The 15126-nt window shown below is 66.4% G+C and carries 13 protein-coding genes; 9 read left to right on the top strand and 4 right to left on the bottom strand.

From position 1 onward, the window contains the following. Nucleotides 1–10: 10 nt before the first annotated feature. Nucleotides 11–1033, top strand: a complete 1023-nt coding sequence (gene ligD / locus ACWF5H_RS07150; protein WP_452035826.1) for a non-homologous end-joining DNA ligase — start codon at nucleotides 11–13, stop codon at nucleotides 1031–1033. An 8-nt stretch (nucleotides 1034–1041) separates the two neighbouring features. Here ligD and ACWF5H_RS07145 read toward each other — a convergent pair whose 3' ends face one another. Both ACWF5H_RS07145 and ACWF5H_RS07140 read right to left on the bottom strand, forming a co-directional pair. Then, on the bottom strand, nucleotides 1042–1662 hold the full coding sequence (locus tag ACWF5H_RS07145; RefSeq protein ID WP_452035825.1) for an L-threonylcarbamoyladenylate synthase: 621 nt from the start codon (nucleotides 1660–1662) through the stop codon (nucleotides 1042–1044). Nucleotides 1663–1764: 102 nt separating this feature from the next. Further along, nucleotides 1765–2124, bottom strand: a complete 360-nt coding sequence (locus ACWF5H_RS07140) for a nuclear transport factor 2 family protein (RefSeq protein WP_452035824.1) — start codon at nucleotides 2122–2124, stop codon at nucleotides 1765–1767. A gap of 249 nt (nucleotides 2125–2373) precedes the next feature. Between ACWF5H_RS07140 and ACWF5H_RS07135 the strand changes: the two genes are divergently transcribed. The 4 genes from ACWF5H_RS07135 (at nucleotide 2374) to ACWF5H_RS07120 (ending at nucleotide 6624) form a co-directional block, all read left to right on the top strand. After that, nucleotides 2374–3759: an anion permease gene (locus ACWF5H_RS07135; protein WP_452035822.1), complete on the top strand. Its 1386-nt coding sequence runs from the start codon at nucleotides 2374–2376 to the stop codon at nucleotides 3757–3759. After that, nucleotides 3756–3980 carry a hypothetical protein gene (locus tag ACWF5H_RS07130; RefSeq protein WP_364650046.1) on the top strand — a complete coding sequence of 75 codons (225 nt, stop codon included), beginning with the start codon at nucleotides 3756–3758 and terminating at the stop codon, nucleotides 3978–3980. The genes ACWF5H_RS07135 and ACWF5H_RS07130 overlap by 4 nt, the downstream gene beginning before the upstream one ends. Nucleotides 3981–4006: 26 nt before the next feature. Continuing rightward, nucleotides 4007–4552 carry a dihydrofolate reductase family protein gene (locus ACWF5H_RS07125; protein WP_452035821.1) on the top strand — a complete coding sequence of 182 codons (546 nt, stop codon included), beginning with the start codon at nucleotides 4007–4009 and terminating at the stop codon, nucleotides 4550–4552. A gap of 404 nt (nucleotides 4553–4956) precedes the next feature. Further along, complete coding sequence (locus tag ACWF5H_RS07120; RefSeq protein WP_452035820.1) at nucleotides 4957–6624, top strand: DUF222 domain-containing protein; 1668 nt, start codon at nucleotides 4957–4959, stop codon at nucleotides 6622–6624. A gap of 48 nt (nucleotides 6625–6672) precedes the next feature. Here ACWF5H_RS07120 and ACWF5H_RS07115 read toward each other — a convergent pair whose 3' ends face one another. Continuing rightward, on the bottom strand, nucleotides 6673–7170 hold the full coding sequence (locus ACWF5H_RS07115) for a hotdog fold thioesterase (RefSeq protein WP_452035818.1): 498 nt from the start codon (nucleotides 7168–7170) through the stop codon (nucleotides 6673–6675). Between ACWF5H_RS07115 and polA the strand changes: the two genes are divergently transcribed. Then, entirely contained in the window at nucleotides 7169–9943 is a 2775-nt protein-coding gene (polA, locus tag ACWF5H_RS07110) for a DNA polymerase I (RefSeq protein WP_452035816.1), read from the top strand. The two genes, ACWF5H_RS07115 and polA, sit on opposite strands and share 2 nt — an antisense overlap. On the opposite strand, the gene ACWF5H_RS07105 is transcribed toward polA, so the two are convergent. Beyond that, entirely contained in the window at nucleotides 9940–10713 is a 774-nt protein-coding gene (locus ACWF5H_RS07105) for an ABC transporter permease (protein ID WP_452035814.1), read from the bottom strand. The two genes, polA and ACWF5H_RS07105, sit on opposite strands and share 4 nt — an antisense overlap. Nucleotides 10714–10808: 95 nt before the next feature. Between ACWF5H_RS07105 and ACWF5H_RS07100 the strand changes: the two genes are divergently transcribed. The 3 genes from ACWF5H_RS07100 to ACWF5H_RS07090 all read left to right on the top strand — a co-directional run bounded on the left by ACWF5H_RS07100 (nucleotide 10809) and on the right by ACWF5H_RS07090 (nucleotide 15116). Continuing rightward, complete coding sequence (locus ACWF5H_RS07100; protein ID WP_452035813.1) at nucleotides 10809–12119, top strand: GNAT family N-acetyltransferase; 1311 nt, start codon at nucleotides 10809–10811, stop codon at nucleotides 12117–12119. 227 nt (nucleotides 12120–12346) lie between these two features. Further along, nucleotides 12347–13819, top strand: a complete 1473-nt coding sequence (rpsA, locus tag ACWF5H_RS07095; protein WP_127514615.1) for a 30S ribosomal protein S1 — start codon at nucleotides 12347–12349, stop codon at nucleotides 13817–13819. A gap of 364 nt (nucleotides 13820–14183) precedes the next feature. Beyond that, nucleotides 14184–15116: a M20/M25/M40 family metallo-hydrolase gene (locus ACWF5H_RS07090; RefSeq protein WP_452035812.1), complete on the top strand. Its 933-nt coding sequence runs from the start codon at nucleotides 14184–14186 to the stop codon at nucleotides 15114–15116. Nucleotides 15117–15126 lie beyond the last annotated feature (10 nt).

The raw sequence follows: 15126 nt of genomic DNA, 5'->3' as shown, positions 1-15126 counted from the left end.
AGGTGTTTCCATGGCCAGCGAACAAACAACGCTGACGGTCGATGGACCGCACGGTGAGCGTGAGGTACGTATCTCCAGTCCGAGCCGGGTGATGTGGCCCGAGCTGGGCATCACCAAACTGGATCTGGCGCGCTACATCGCCGAAGTGGGGGAGGCGTTCATCAGCGCCAACGGCGACCGGCCGGTGTCCCTGCAGCGGTTCTCCGACGGGATCGACGGCGAGCAGTTCTTCTCCAAGAATCCGCCCAAGGGCGCCCCCGACTTTGTCCGTTCGGTGATGGTGGTCTATCCGAGCGCGCGCTCTCATCCGCAACTGGTGCTCGATGAGCCCGCCGCGGCCGTCTGGGCGGTCCAGATGAACACCGTGGTGTTCCACCCGTGGCCTTCCCGGGCCGAGGACTCCGACAACCCCGACCAGCTGCGCATCGACCTCGATCCGCAGCCGGGGACGTCCTTCGATGATGCCATCCCGGTGGCCTTCGAACTGAGGTCGGTGCTGGCCGAGGCCGGGCTTGAGGCGTTTATCAAGACGTCCGGCAACCGCGGGCTGCATATGTTCGCCCCGATTGAACCGACGCACGAATTCCTGGATGTGCGCCACGCCGTCATTGCGGCCGCGCGCGAGATTGAGCGCCGGATGCCCAAGCAGGTGACCACCTCCTGGTGGAAGGAGGAGCGCGGCGAGCGGATCTTCGTGGACTTCAACCAGGCCAACCGCGACCGGACCATGGCCGGTGCCTACAGCCCGCGGGCGCTGCCGCAGGCCTCAGTCTCCTGCCCGATCGAATGGGACGAACTGGAGACCGCTGACCCAAAGAACTTCACCATTGCCACCGTGCCGGACCGCCTGAAGTCAACTGGTGACCCCTGGGCGAAAATGCACGACAACCCGGGCAAAATCGACGTCCTGTTGCAGTGGTGGGAACGCGACCTCGCCGCGGGCTTGGGGGAGATGCCGTTCCCGCCGGACTACCCGAAGATGCCGGGCGAGCCGCCGCGGGTCCAGCCCAGCCGGGCGCGCAAGAAGGACTGACCGGCGGCCTACTCGAACCGGGACGGGTCGCCGGCGCCGTGCCGGACTACCTCGGCGGTGCCGCTGGAGAAGTCGACGACGGTGGACGGCTCGGAGCCGCAGTCGCCGGCGTCTACCACCGCGTCCACCACATGGTCCAGCCGCTCCTTGATCTCCCAGCCTTGCGTCATCGGCTCGTCTTCGCCCGGCAGCAGCAGCGTGCTGGACAACAGCGGCTCGCCCAGTTCCGTCAGGATGGCCTGGACCACGTTGTTGGCCGGAATACGGACGCCGACGGTCTTTTTCTTCGGGTGCAGCAACCGGCGGGGAACTTCCTTGGTGGCCGGCAGGATGAAGGTGTAGCTGCCGGGCGTGGCCGCCTTGATGCTGCGGAAGACCTTGTTGTCGATGAGCACGAACTGACCCAGCTGGGCAAAGTCCTTGCAGACAAGGGTGAAGTGGTGCTTGCCGTCGAGTTGGCGGATGGTCCGGATCCGGTCCAGGGCGTCCCGGTTGCCCAACTGTGCGCCGAACGCATAACAGGAGTCGGTCGGATACACGATCAAGGCGTCGGACCGGACAAGGTCCACAATCTGCCCGATCGACCGAGCCTGCGGATTCTCTGGGTGGACGTCGAAGTATCTCGCCATTCCCTGAGCTTACGGCCCGGGGCGCCGGTTGATCCACGGGTTAATCCACGGGCGGCCGGTCCTGGCTGATTCCCCGACCGGCGCGGGCTGGGCCTCATAACGTCAGGAAGGAGTCGACTGGTCCATCCACCACTCCGTGAAGTGCGTCGCTTGGCCTTGGCCGTCGAGGCGGATCACCCACAGATTGCTGTACGTGGGTCCCTCCCGATACACCGTTGTTCCCTCCACCACGGAAACGCCGTCTGCCACCGCGACTTCGCGCCACTCAAACGTCGCTGCTCCGGGTTCGTCCTTGCGAGCCAGCCACTCCCGGACAATGGCGTCCCGGCCGCGCCACGGCGCCGTCCACGGGTCGGGCCGATATTCGGCGTCGGTGGCGAACAAGGCGCCGATCTGGTCCGGATCGTTGGTCTCCCACGCCCGCCGGTAGGCAGTGATCCATGCCGCAGTTTTCGCGTCCATCCCACCGTTGTACTGCGGCGGTTCGTGGCGGGCAAGCCCGAATTCTCCGCGACTTTGCGCGGCGAACAAGGCAGCGTTCCTGCGGCGCCCCAGCCGGCTTTCCCTCGGGGGCGGCCGCGACGGCCCCGGCCCGGTTTGCGTGGACCCGGCGGAGCTCTACAATCGGAAGGCGGTTTGCCGAGAGGTTGCGTTCACAATCCCGGCCCGGTGAACTCAGGATGAATTCTTCCAACAAGATTGGGTAACTAGGTGGACCTCACCTTCATAGTCGCGCTCGTCGTCGTGCTGGCGCTGTTCTTCGATTTCACTAACGGCTTCCACGACACGGCGAACGCGATGGCCACCCCGATTGCCACCGGTGCCATCAAACCCAAGACCGCCGTGGCACTGGCAGCCGTGTTGAATCTGGTGGGCGCGTTCCTCTCCACGGAAGTGGCCAAGACCGTCTCGGGCGGGCTCATCCGCGAGGGCGAGGGCGGCATTCAAATCACGCCGCTGATGATCTTTGCCGGTCTGATCGGTGCGATTGTGTGGAACATCATCACGTGGCTGCTGGGCCTGCCGTCAAGTTCCTCGCATGCGCTCTTCGGCGGGCTGATCGGTGCGGCCATCGTGGGCGCCGGCTTCCAGGCGGTGGACTACGGCGTGGTGGTGTCCAAGGTGCTGCTGCCGGCCATCCTGGCCCCGCTGATCGCCGGAACCGTGGCGTATCTAGCGACCAAGCTGGCCTATTGGATCACCAAACGGGACGAGAGCGCCTCCAGCCCCAAGCGCGGCGGTTTCCGCTACGGTCAGATCTTCTCCTCTTCGCTGGTGGCCCTGGCACACGGAACCAACGACGCGCAGAAGACCATGGGCGTGATCACCCTGGTGCTGATCGCGGGCGGTTTCCAGGCGGCGGGCACCGGCCCGGAGTTCTGGGTCATCCTGTCCTGTGCCCTGGCCATCGCCGCGGGTACATACTCCGGCGGCTGGCGCATCATCCGCACCATGGGTTCCGGCCTGACCGAGGTCAAGCCCGCCCAAGGCTTTGCTGCCGAGTCCTCCACGGCGTCGGCCATCCTTGCCTCCTCCCATCTGGGCTTCGCACTGTCCACCACCCAGGTTGCCTCCGGGTCGGTGATCGGCTCCGGGCTGGGCCGCAAGGGAGCGAAGGTCCGCTGGGACACCGCCGGGCGCATCGGCATCGGCTGGCTGCTGACCCTGCCCGCGGCCGGCGCCATCGGCGCCCTGGCCGCGTTCATTGCACACCTGGGCGTGGTCGGCGTGGTGATCGACGCCGTTGCCGGCGCGCTGGTGATCGGCGTGATGTACGTCATGTCCAAGCGCAACCAGATCGGTCATGACAACGCCATCAGCGACGTTGACCAGGCCGGCGAGATCGTCAGGATCAAGCGCAAGAAGAAGCGCAAGGCCACCGCTAAGAAGCGGGCCAAACAACAGGCCGCAGTGGCTGCGGGCCTCGAACCGATGGCTGGCTCCGAAGTCGGTGGCGGACCCGATCAGGTGACTGGCCTCGAGCAAGCGGGCTCCAAGCAAGCGGGCCGGGCGAAAGCTACGGCGGCAGCTGCTCGGGCCGCCAAGATCGGGACCACGAACAACCAAGACGGCACCGATGAAGGGGCGGCACGATGAACATCGACTGGTTCGCATTTCTGATTGTCGCCGTCGCGACTCTCGTTTCGGCACTGCTCGTGGTCGGCTCCTACGGCCTCGGCGTCCGCCTGCTGGCCGTAGCTTCCGATGCGACCGAATCGCGCCGCCCGGCCTACCGCGGACTGGCCTACCTGAGCTTTGCGGTGGCTGCTGTGGCTGTGGCCTACGGCATCTACCTCATCGTGCCCGCCTTTCACTAGTCCCTCCCGCTGGCTAGCATGGGCCCATGGCCCGGACTATCTACTATGTCGGCAGCTCGATGGACGGGTATATTGCCGACCGCAGGAACAAGCTTGACTGGCTGATGCAGTTCAACGACGCCGCTGGCGTCCAGGACAGCATCGAGACGTTCATGCGGCGGGTCGGCGCCATTGTGATGGGCTCGGAGACGTACAAATTCCTGCTGGCAGAGGGGCCGGATGCCTGGGCCTACGGCTCGACTCCCACGTGGGTTTTCACCCACCACGAACTGCCGGGCGTTGCGGGGGCGGACATCACGTTTGTGCGCGGCGACGTGGCTATCTTCCATCCGAGCATCTGTGCCGACGCCGCGGAGAAAGACGTCTGGCTGATGGGCGGCGGCCAGCTCGCCGCGCAGTACGCGTCCGCCGGGCTGCTGGATGAACTAATTCTTACCCTGGTCCCGGTCGCGCTGGGCGGCGGCCAGCCACTACTCCCGGTCCCAAGCACGACGGCGCCGGCGCGGCTTCGTGCCACCCGCGCCTTGGGCGATCTGGTGGAGATGCACTACGACCTCACGCCCGCGCTCTAGCAAGCTCTGCGATAAAGAGACGCCGGAGCCCGCCAGGAGTTCAGCTGAGCGGGATGCTCGGGTGAAACCTTTAGTATCCCGCGGCCTGCGGGCGGGGGCTGTTGGACGGGCGCACCCGCCGATGACGGGTGCGCCCCTTTCCTGGGATTCGATACAGGTAGCGATTTAGCGGCGTGACCTGCTTGCGTACCCCGGCTGGCTCCGCTCTCCAACCTCTTTCCACCGCGGTTCCGCTCGGACCCGAAACTGTCCGACCTGGCTTATAGGCTGATTTCAGTAGCAGTTCTGTACCAAAAGTTGGCCATCAGGTTGGGGGTTTCCTGGTGGCGTCTGCGGGCCTTGTTCCGCGACCGTTCGTAGTCGATGCCGTGCCCCGTGGGCGCGCTGAAGATTGAGATGCACTGATGGTTGATCCGGCAGCACCCGAACGACCCGCCGCGGTCCCGGCTGCCTCGGTCTCGTTGCCGCCGATGGATCTGGAGGCGCCGGCGGCGGAGTTGGTGGACCAGCTCACGGCCAGGGAGAACGCCAAGGACGCGATCGCCGCGGAGCAGGCCAGACTGATGGTCGCGCTGGATCAGCGGATCCGGGCCGAGCGGGCAGCCAAAGGCATGCCCGCCGCGCGGCAGGGTGAGGGGATTGCCAAGCAGGTCGGGTTGGCGCGCCGGGAGTCCCCGAACCAGGGCGCGTTGCTGCTGGGCCGGGCCAAAGTCCTGGTCCATCAGATGCCGCACACGCTCCAAGCCCTCGAAACGGGGAAACTGAACGAGCGGCGGGCGGCGATCCTGATCAGCGAAACCGACTGCCTGAGCCCGGAGCACCGGGCGGCCGTGGATAAGGAGCTGGCCGGCAACCCGGACCGGCTGCACGGGCTCGGGAACCGGCGGCTGGAGGCCGAAGCCAAACGCGCCGCCTACCGGCTGGACCCGCGTGCGGTGGTGAAGCGGGCCGCGAAGGCCGAAGCGGACCGGCATGTCTCCTCCCGGCCCGAACCGGATGTGATGGTCTCGGTGAGGACCCTGCTGCCGGTGGTGCAGGGGGTCGCGGTGATGGCCGCGCTCAAGCAGGAAGCGGACCGGCAGGCCAACGCCGGGGACCCCCGGTCGCGGGGGCAGGTGATGGCCGATACCGTGTTTGAACGCGTCACCGGCCGCACAACTGCCGACCCGGCCACCCTCGAAGTCCAGTTGGTGATGACCGACCGGGCGCTGCTGCAGGGCGAGAACGAACCGGCCCGGCTGACCGGGTACGGCATCGTCCCGGCCCAGTACGCCCGCGACCTGATCCGCCTGCCCCAAGACCCGCCACCCGGATCCCAACCGGGGACCGGAGACAGCCCGCCCGACTCGGGCCCGCCAGACACCAGCCCGCCCGGCAAGAGCGCACCCGGCACCGACCCGCCGCGCAGCGGTTTCCGGCTGAAGGCTCCGCCGGCCGGGACCGAGCCGGGCTGGAAGACCGCCCGCGAGCAGGCCAAACAGGTACGGCTGCGGAACCTGAAGGTCGGCGGCGTGGAGGATGTCTGGATTAGGCGGCTCTATACCGCCCCGGGAGACGGGCAGTTGCTGGGCATGGACTCGCGGGCGCGGAAGTTCCCGGACGGGATCCGGCGGATGGTCATGGCCAGGGACGCGTCCTGCGCCGGTCCCTGGTGCGACGCGCCGATCCGGCACATCGACCACATCGTCGCCTCGTCCGAGGGCGGTCCCACCACCCTGGCCAACGGCCAGGGCCTGTGCGAACGCTGCAACCAGTCGAAAGAGGCCCACGGCTGGTCAGCCAAACCCATCGATGGACCCCGCCACACCGTGGAGACCACCACCTCGACCGGCCACACCTACGCCTCCACCGCACCATCCCTACCCGGCACCACGGCTACAGGACTTCAAGCGCCGCAAGGGGAAGAGCCGCCTGCTCGAGCTATCCAGGCAGTCCGTCAGGCGCTGTCTGTGGTGAATGCGGCCATGCGACAAGTGAATGACTCGGAGGATTCCCGTCCCGGCGTCACTGCTGAGAATGGATGGGCCGTTGTGCGAAGCCCGTGGGGTGGCATCGTCGGCGAAGCGGCCTGACGCGGAAGCATGTCGTAATTTCACATGCGTATTCCCCGGTGTGCTTCCTCAGCGGTTGTCGCGGATCAAATTGGTGATCCGCGCCGTGGAGAGGCGCCGTCCCTCGTCGTCAGTCATCACCACTTCATGGACCGTGAGGGACCGGCCCAGCTGGATCGCCGTCGCGGTTCCAGTGACCAGTCCGGATGAAACAGACCGGTGATGGCTGGCGCCAACTTCAATCCCGACGGCGTGGCGGCCCGGTCCTGCGTGCAGCGCCGCGGCGAAGGAACCGAGCGTTTCGGCCAGCACAACGTGGGCGCCGCCGTGCAGGATGCCCGCCACCTGGGTGTTTCCCTCCACCGGCATGCTGGCGACGATGCGCTGTGGGGTCATTTCGCTGAAAACGATGCCCATCTTGACCACCAGCGGGCCGACGCCGGTATGCACGAGCCAGCGGTGCAGGTGTTCCGGCACACCGGCATCGACGAGTTCTGCGATCGTCGCCCCGGCGGAGGCCTGCACGTGTTCGGGCACACCGCCGTCGGGTGTGAATTTGTCGCTCATGGGAACTAGGCTGGCAGGTGTGAGTGAATCTAACAAACCGGACGCAGCGACAGCCACTTTGGACACCGGCGGGGCTCCGCTGACCGGCGTAGAGGGCGCATCTTCCGGCCCTCACCGCCTGTTGCTGATCGATGGCCATTCCATGGCGTTCCGCGCCTTCTATGCGCTGCCGGTGGAGAACTTCTCCACGGATACCGGCCAGCATACGAATGCGGTCTACGGTTTCACTTCCATGCTGATCAAGATGATCGAGCAGCGCGAACCTACCCACGTTGCGGTGGCCTTCGACCTTGACACCCCCACGTTCCGCACGCAGGAGTACGCCGAGTACAAGGGCGGCCGGAACAAGACTCCGGAGGAATTCCACGGCCAGGTGGACCTGATCGTCAAAGTGATGGAGGCGATGCAGATTCCCACCGTCACCCTTGACGGTTACGAAGCCGATGACATCATCGCCACGCTCAGCACCCAGGCTGAAGACGCTGGTTGGGAAGTCATGGTGGTCTCCGGCGACCGCGATGCTTTCCAACTGATCACCGAAAAGGTCACCGTGCTGTACCCGAAGAAGGGCATCAGCGACATCCCGCCGATGGACAGCGCTGCGGTGGAGGCCAAATACTTTGTCCCGCCGGAGCGCTATTCCGATCTGGCCGCACTGGTCGGCGAAACGGCCGACAACTTGCCCGGCGTTCCGGGCGTGGGTCCCAAAACCGCTGCCAAGTGGATCAACCTGTACGGCGGCGTGGACGGCATCCTGGAGAACCTGGATTCCATTGGCGGCAAGGTCGGCGAATCCCTGCGCGCCAACGTGGACTCGGTCAAGCGGAACCGGCGGCTCAACCACCTGCTGCGGGACCTGGAGCTGCCGGTGGAGCTGGAACACATGGTGCTGCAGCACCCCGACCGCGCCGCTATCGAGGAACTCTTCGATGCCCTGCAGTTCAACACGCTGCGCAAGCGGCTCTTCGACCTCTTCGGCGAGGAAGACGCCGTGCGTGAGACCGAGGTCAATGCACCTGCTCATCAGGTGATTTCGGAAGCAGCTGCGCTGAAGGAGTGGCTGGCGGAGACCAACCAGCTGAACGTCGCCCTGCAGCTTGTGGCGGAAACCGCGGGAGGCGGGGACGACGCCGTCGGGCTGGCTTTGGTGGCCCACGCACGAGCGGCCTATGTGCCGCTGGCCGCGCTGGACGCCGAGGCCGAGCAGCTGCTGGCACACTGGTTGTCCGACCTGGACGCGCCGAAGGTCGTCCACGACTTCAAGTACGCCTACAAGGTGCTCTCGCGGAGAGGACTCGAGTTGCTGGGGGTGGTGGATGACACCGCCATTTCGGCCTATCTCATCCAGCCCGACCGCCGCAGCTACGAACTGGCTGACCTGGCCCAGTACCACCTGAAGATGTCCGTGGCGGCCCCGGATGCAGCCGCCAGCGGTCAGCTGGAGCTTGGCCTGACCGAGGATGACAAGGCCGGTCCCGCGGTGGTGCAGGCGTTCGCGGCGCTTCAGCTGAGCGAGCACTTTGCCGGACAGCTAGTCGAGCGCGGCGCCAACCAGCTGATGGGTGGGCTGGACCTGCCGCTGTCGCTGGTGCTGGCACGGATGGAACTGGCTGGCATTGCGATGGACGCCGGCGCGCTGGACCGGCTGGTGGACGACTTCACGGTCACCATCGACGCCGCCAGTTCGGCAGCCTTCGGCATCATCGGCAAGGAAATCAACTTGGGCTCGCCCAAGCAGCTGCAGGCCGTGCTGTTCGAGGACCTGGGCCTGCCCAAGACCAAGAAGATCAAGACCGGTTACTCGACCGACGCCGACGCACTTAATGATCTGTTCGCGAAGACCGGCAATGAGTTCCTGGTCCAGCTGCTGACCTACCGCGATGCCACGAAGCTGCGGCAGACGGTGGAAGGCCTGCGCAAGACGGTGGCGGACGATGGGAGGATCCACACCACCTATGCCCAGACCGTGGCCGCCACCGGACGGCTCTCCTCGATCAACCCCAACCTGCAGAACATTCCGGTCCGTTCGGAAGAAGGCCGGCGCATCCGGGAAGCGTTCGTCGTCGGCGAGGGCTACGAGACGCTGTTGACCGCGGATTACTCGCAGATCGAAATGCGGATCATGGCCCACCTGTCCGGCGACGAGGGCCTGATCGAAGCCTTCCGCTCCGGCGAGGACCTGCACCGGTTCGTCGGCGCACACATTTTCGGCGTCGCGCCCGAGGATGTGACCAGCGAGATGCGCGCCAAGGTCAAGGCCATGTCCTACGGCCTGGTGTACGGACTGAGCTCGTTTGGGTTGTCCAAGCAGCTGAACATCTCGGTGGACGAGGCCCGGACGCTGATGAAGGACTACTTCTCCCGGTTCGGCGCCGTCCGCGACTACCTGCGCGGCGTGGTGGACCAGGCCAGAGTTGACGGGTTCACCTCGACGATCGAAGGCCGGCGCCGGTACCTGCCGGACCTGGCCAGCGACAACCGGCAGCTGCGCGAGATGTCGGAGCGGGCGGCCCTTAACGCGCCGATCCAAGGTTCCGCCGCTGACATCATCAAGAAGGCGATGCTCGGCGTCGCCCAAGAGCTGGAAAGCCAAGGGCTGAAGTCCCGGATGCTGCTGCAGGTCCACGATGAACTGGTGCTGGAAGTGGCCCCGGGGGAGCGGGAGCAGGTGGAGCAGTTGGTGCGGGCCCAGATGGGCGGTGCCGCAGACTTGTCCGTGCCGCTGGATGTTTCGGTGGGCGTGGGCGCCAACTGGCAGGAGGCCGGCCACTAGCCGGTCTGATTCATTCGGGTGTGGCGAGGCGGCCCGAGCAGGCCGCCCTCGGCCAGGTACGCCGTGACGGAAACCGCAATTGCTTCGGCCGCGAGCAGCGATACCAGAACCACCAGTTGGATGAGGCCGGCGTCGAGCGGCGATGCGCCCCCTAGCACCAGGCCGACGAACGCTCCGGGCAAGGTGACCGTGCCAACCGTGCGGGTTTGATCCAACGCCGGCAGCAGCGCTTCGGCTGCCACCGGCCGGGCCACCAGCGATCTGGCGGCGCGGCCCCGCAGCCCGAGGGCCAGCCCGGCTTCGACTTCCCCCGACCGCGCCTGCAGCTCCTGGCTCAGCCGCCGGCCGGCCAGATTCGTGGCGGTCATCGAGCCACCGATCAGCTGGCCCACCACGGCCGCCAAGGCCAAGGGCTGCGGCGGCAGAACCCCGGTTACCAACATCAAACCGACAACCGGCACAGTTCCGGCGGCAATGGGGAGCGCCGCCCGCCAGACGGCGGTGTCACCGATGCGGCGTGCGGCGGTCCAAGAGGCAACGGCCAGCATCAGCAGCAGGAAGGCTGCGGCCAGCCAGCCAGACCTGCCCAGCTGGGAAATGACGACGGCGACGATGGCCAGTTGGGCGAGTGCCCGGGTTCCGGCCAGCAGGACCTGCCTGATGGGAATCCCCAGCACGGTCCGTCCGACGGTGGCGGCAACGCCCAGCAGGGCAACCAGTAGCACCCAGACAACGGGACCGGTGTTCAGCAGCGTTGAATGATCCGGCACCTGCCCAGTCTTGCACCTCGGGCTTGTCGGCGCGGCGGCTGCGGAGCACGGTGTGCTCTGGCGGAGCGGCGCACTGGCAGCTAGGCTCACAAACCGTGACCACCCGCATGCAGGACACCCGAAACGACCTCCGCATTGAGCAGTTTGCCGCCGGGCTGGACGGCGAAGTACCCGACGCCAAGACGCTCGGCTGGTTCGAGGCAGTCAGCTTCGGCTTCTACGACAAGAAGCCGGATCCGGCCGACGTCGCCGCGTACAGCAAGGCCTACGGCACCGACCGGCGGGTCCTCTGGGGCGCCTATGATGATTCGCCGCGCCCCGGCGTGTGGGACAACCAAGTACCCGTGGCCACTTACGCCACCATGGTCAATACCCTCAATGTTGGCGGCGGGCGGCTGATGGACGCACATCTCATCACCGCCGTGACCGTCCGGGCAACGCACCGCCGCCGCGGGCTGCTGCGGCGGATGATCACCGACGACCTGAAGCAGGCGGCCGACCGTGGGCTGGCGATGGCGGCGCTGACGGCTTCCGAGGCCACCATCTACGGCCGGTTCGGCTTCGGCGCCGCCACGTTCACTCGTGAGGTGGAGATCGACGTCAGGGAGCGGTTCGGCCTGCGGGCCCCGGCGACCGGCACCATGGAGCTGGCCGAGCCGGCTTCGCTCCAGGAATTGGCGCCGGAACTGTTCAACCGGTTCCACGCCCGCGTTCCGGGCTCCATTGGCCGCCAGGCCAGCTACGCCCTGCGCGTCTCGGGCCGCTGGAGCCAGGACAGTGCGTCGGAGGACAAGTCTGTGCGCACGGCGGTCCATTACGACGGCGATGGTCGCCCGGACGGCTACGTCAGCTATCGCTTCGCCGGCTGGGACAACAAGCCATACACCGTGAAAGTGATCGACCTGGTCGCCGCCAGCCAGGACGCCTATCTGGAACTATGGCGCTACCTAGGATCACTGGATCTGGTGGAGCGGATCCAGTTCCCGCTCTGCCCGGAGCAGGATCCGCTGGCCTGGGGCCTGACGGACAGCCGCGGATACGAGGTGAAGGCGGCGGAGGACGTCCTGTGGCTGCGCGTGCTGGATCCGGCGACCGTCCTGCAAGCCCGCCCATACCTTCACGACGGCGCCTGCACGCTGCGGATCAGCGATCCGTTGGACATCTGCGGCGGCGCCTACCGGCTCACCGTAAAGGACGGCCGCGGAACAGTCGACCGGCTGGCCGCGGACGCCGACGTCGACGCCGTACTGCCGGTGGACTCGCTCGGCTCACTCTTCCTCGGCGCGGTCCAAGCCAGGACGCTGGCGGCGGCCGGGCACTTTTCCGGGGCATCCGCGGAGACGGTGGACCGGCTGGACAGCTTGTTCGCCACGGACACCCTTCCGTACTGCATCACCCATTTCTGACCGGCTTTGCCCGAATTGGGCTGACCGGCTAGACTTATTGGGCGCGTAATGCGTATGGAGAGCCCCTTCCATGGAGGGCAGGCTCCATCAGCTACACCAAAATACATCAGTCCGTTTCCGTAAACGGCAAGGCATCCCACGGGCAGCAGCGGTTGAGTGCTGTTGTGCGCCGGGAGGCAGGGCAGTCACGGAACTCAGAAAACTATCCACATCGGAGCCCCTACTACATGACCATCACCTCCACCGAGAAGCCCGGTACCCCGCAGGTCGCCATCAACGACATCGGTACCGCTGAAGACTTCCTCGCAGCCGTCGACGCAACCATCAAGTACTTCAATGATGGCGATCTGGTCGAAGGCACTGTCGTCAAGGTTGACCGCGACGAAGTTCTGCTCGACATCGGTTACAAGACCGAAGGTGTCATCCCCTCCCGCGAGCTTTCCATCAAGCACGACGTCGACCCGGGCGATGTAGTCGCCGTCGGTGACGAGGTCGAAGCCCTGGTGTTGACCAAGGAAGACAAGGAAGGCCGCCTGATCCTGTCCAAGAAGCGTGCTCAGTACGAGCGCGCTTGGGGCGACATCGAGAAGGTCAAGGAAGAGGACGGCGTTGTTACCGGCACCGTCATCGAGGTTGTCAAGGGTGGCCTGATCCTCGACATCGGCCTGCGTGGCTTCCTGCCCGCCTCCTTGGTCGAAATGCGCCGCGTGCGCGACCTGGCTCCGTACATCGGCCAGCAGATCGAAGCGAAGATCATCGAGCTGGACAAGAACCGCAACAACGTGGTGCTGTCCCGCCGTGCATGGCTCGAGCAGACGCAGTCCGAGGTCCGCTCCACCTTCCTCAACAAGTTGGAGAAGGGACAGGTCCGTCCGGGCGTCGTCTCCTCGATCGTCAACTTCGGTGCCTTCGTGGACCTGGGTGGCGTCGACGGCCTGGTGCACGTCTCCGAGCTGTCCTGGAAGCACATCGACCACCCCTCCGAGGTCGTCGAGGTTGGCCAGGAAGTCACCGTCGAGGTGCTCGAGGTGGACCTGGACCGCGAGCGCGTGTCCCTGTCCCTGAAGGCCACCCAGGAAGATCCGTGGCAGACCTTCGCCCGCACCCATGCCCTGGGCCAGATCGTCCCGGGCAAGGTCACCAAGCTGGTTCCGTTCGGTGCGTTCGTTCGCGTCGAAGACGGCATCGAGGGCCTGGTCCACATCTCCGAGCTGGCCGTGCGCCACGTGGAGCTGGCCGAGCAGGTTGTCTCCGTCAATGACGAGGTCTTCGTGAAGGTCATCGACATCGACCTGGAACGCCGCCGCATCTCGCTGTCGCTGAAGCAGGCCAACGAGGGTGTAGACCCCGAGGGCACCGAGTTCGATCCGGCTCTGTACGGCATGGCTGCCGAGTACGACGAGCAGGGCAACTACAAGTACCCGGAGGGCTTCGACCCGGAGACCAACGAGTGGCTCGAAGGCTACGAAGCACAGCGCGCCGCATGGGAGCAGCAGTACGCTGACGCCCAGGCCCGCTGGGAAGCGCACAAGAAGCAGGTTGCTGCTTCGCTGGCCGAGGAAGCCCAGGCTCCGGGCGAGTCCGAGGCCGCTCCGACCAGCTACTCCTCCGACGCCCCGGCGGCTCCGGCCTCCACCGGCGGCACCCTGGCTTCCGACGAAGCCTTGGCTGCACTGCGCGAGAAGCTGACCGGCGCGTAACACTGCGTCAACGGCGTCGGAACCATCCGACGCTCAAGGAACCCCCGCACCTGTCAGGTGCGGGGGTTCCTTGCTGTTGCGCCGGCTCGGCGGCGGTTAATTCGGGCAACTAGTTCTTCCTCCGCGCACCTCCGGGGCGTAGCATGAGCCCACCAGCGCCCGTCAGGACGCAGACTTCGGGGGAGTCAACATGGTCCGTGCAGGATCCGTTCCGCAGCGTTTACAGAATTATCCTCATCACCGCACCAAGCTGTGGGCCGTCGCGCTGTGCGCAGCATTGGTCGGCGGCGTTGCCGCCTGTGCGGACGAGCCGCGGCCGCCTGTGCAGGTGGATACCCCGCCGGACCCGTCGTTCGTGCGGGAGGTGGTAAAGCCCAGTGGGCTGGCGCGGCATCTGGAGGCGTTGCAGGCAGCGGCGGATGCGAACGGCGGGAACCGGGCCGACGCCACCGGGGGTTATGAGGCGTCAGCGGCCTACGTCGAGGAGCAGTTGCGCGCGGCGGGGTACGAGCCTCGGCGGCAGGAGTTCAGCTATGGCCGGCGCAACCCGGTGGACGCGTTCAACATCCTGGCCGATACAGGCAGCGACACCGACAAAGGCAGTGGCTCGGGAGGCGTGTTGGTGCTCGGCGCGCACCTGGACTCGGTCGAGGAGGGTCCCGGTCTGAACGACAACGGCAGCGGGGTCGCCGCGGTGCTCGAGGTCGCGCTGCGGCTCGGGGAGCAGGGCGCCGTGTCGCGGGATAGGATCCGGTTCGCGTTCTGGGGCGGCGAAGAGGACGGAATGCACGGATCGGAGCACTACGTCGAGGAGCTCTCCGGCGCGGAGGCCGCCGCGCACGTGGCGTACCTGAACGTGGACGTGGTCGGCTCGCCGAACGGAGTGGTGTTCGTCTATGACGGCGACGGCTCGGACAGCGAGGAGGCCGGGCCCGAGGGGTCGGGCGCCGTCGAACAGGCGTTCGTGGACATCCTGCGCGGCGAGGGGGTCGAGGCGCTGCCGTTTGGGTTCATCGAGGATTCGGACTATGACGCGTTCGTTAAACGCGGCATCCCGGCCGGAGGCCTGTTCACCGGTGACGCGGGGACCAAGAGCGAGGCCGAGGCGCTTACGTTCGGCGGGCAGGCCGGGGACCAGTACGACGAGTGCTACCACCAGGACTGCGACACCATCGACAATGTGGACATGGCCATGCTGGAGCAGATGACCGAAACGCTCATCAGCGCGACCTTCTCGCTGGGCGGCATCGAGGGCGGCCTCGCCACGGGCGCGGCAACGGAGCAGGGCGCCGGCTGAGGCTACGCAA

The sequence above is a fragment of the Arthrobacter sp. NPDC055138 genome (assembly GCF_053607305.1).
This window is presented reverse-complemented; position numbering and strand designations above follow the sequence as displayed.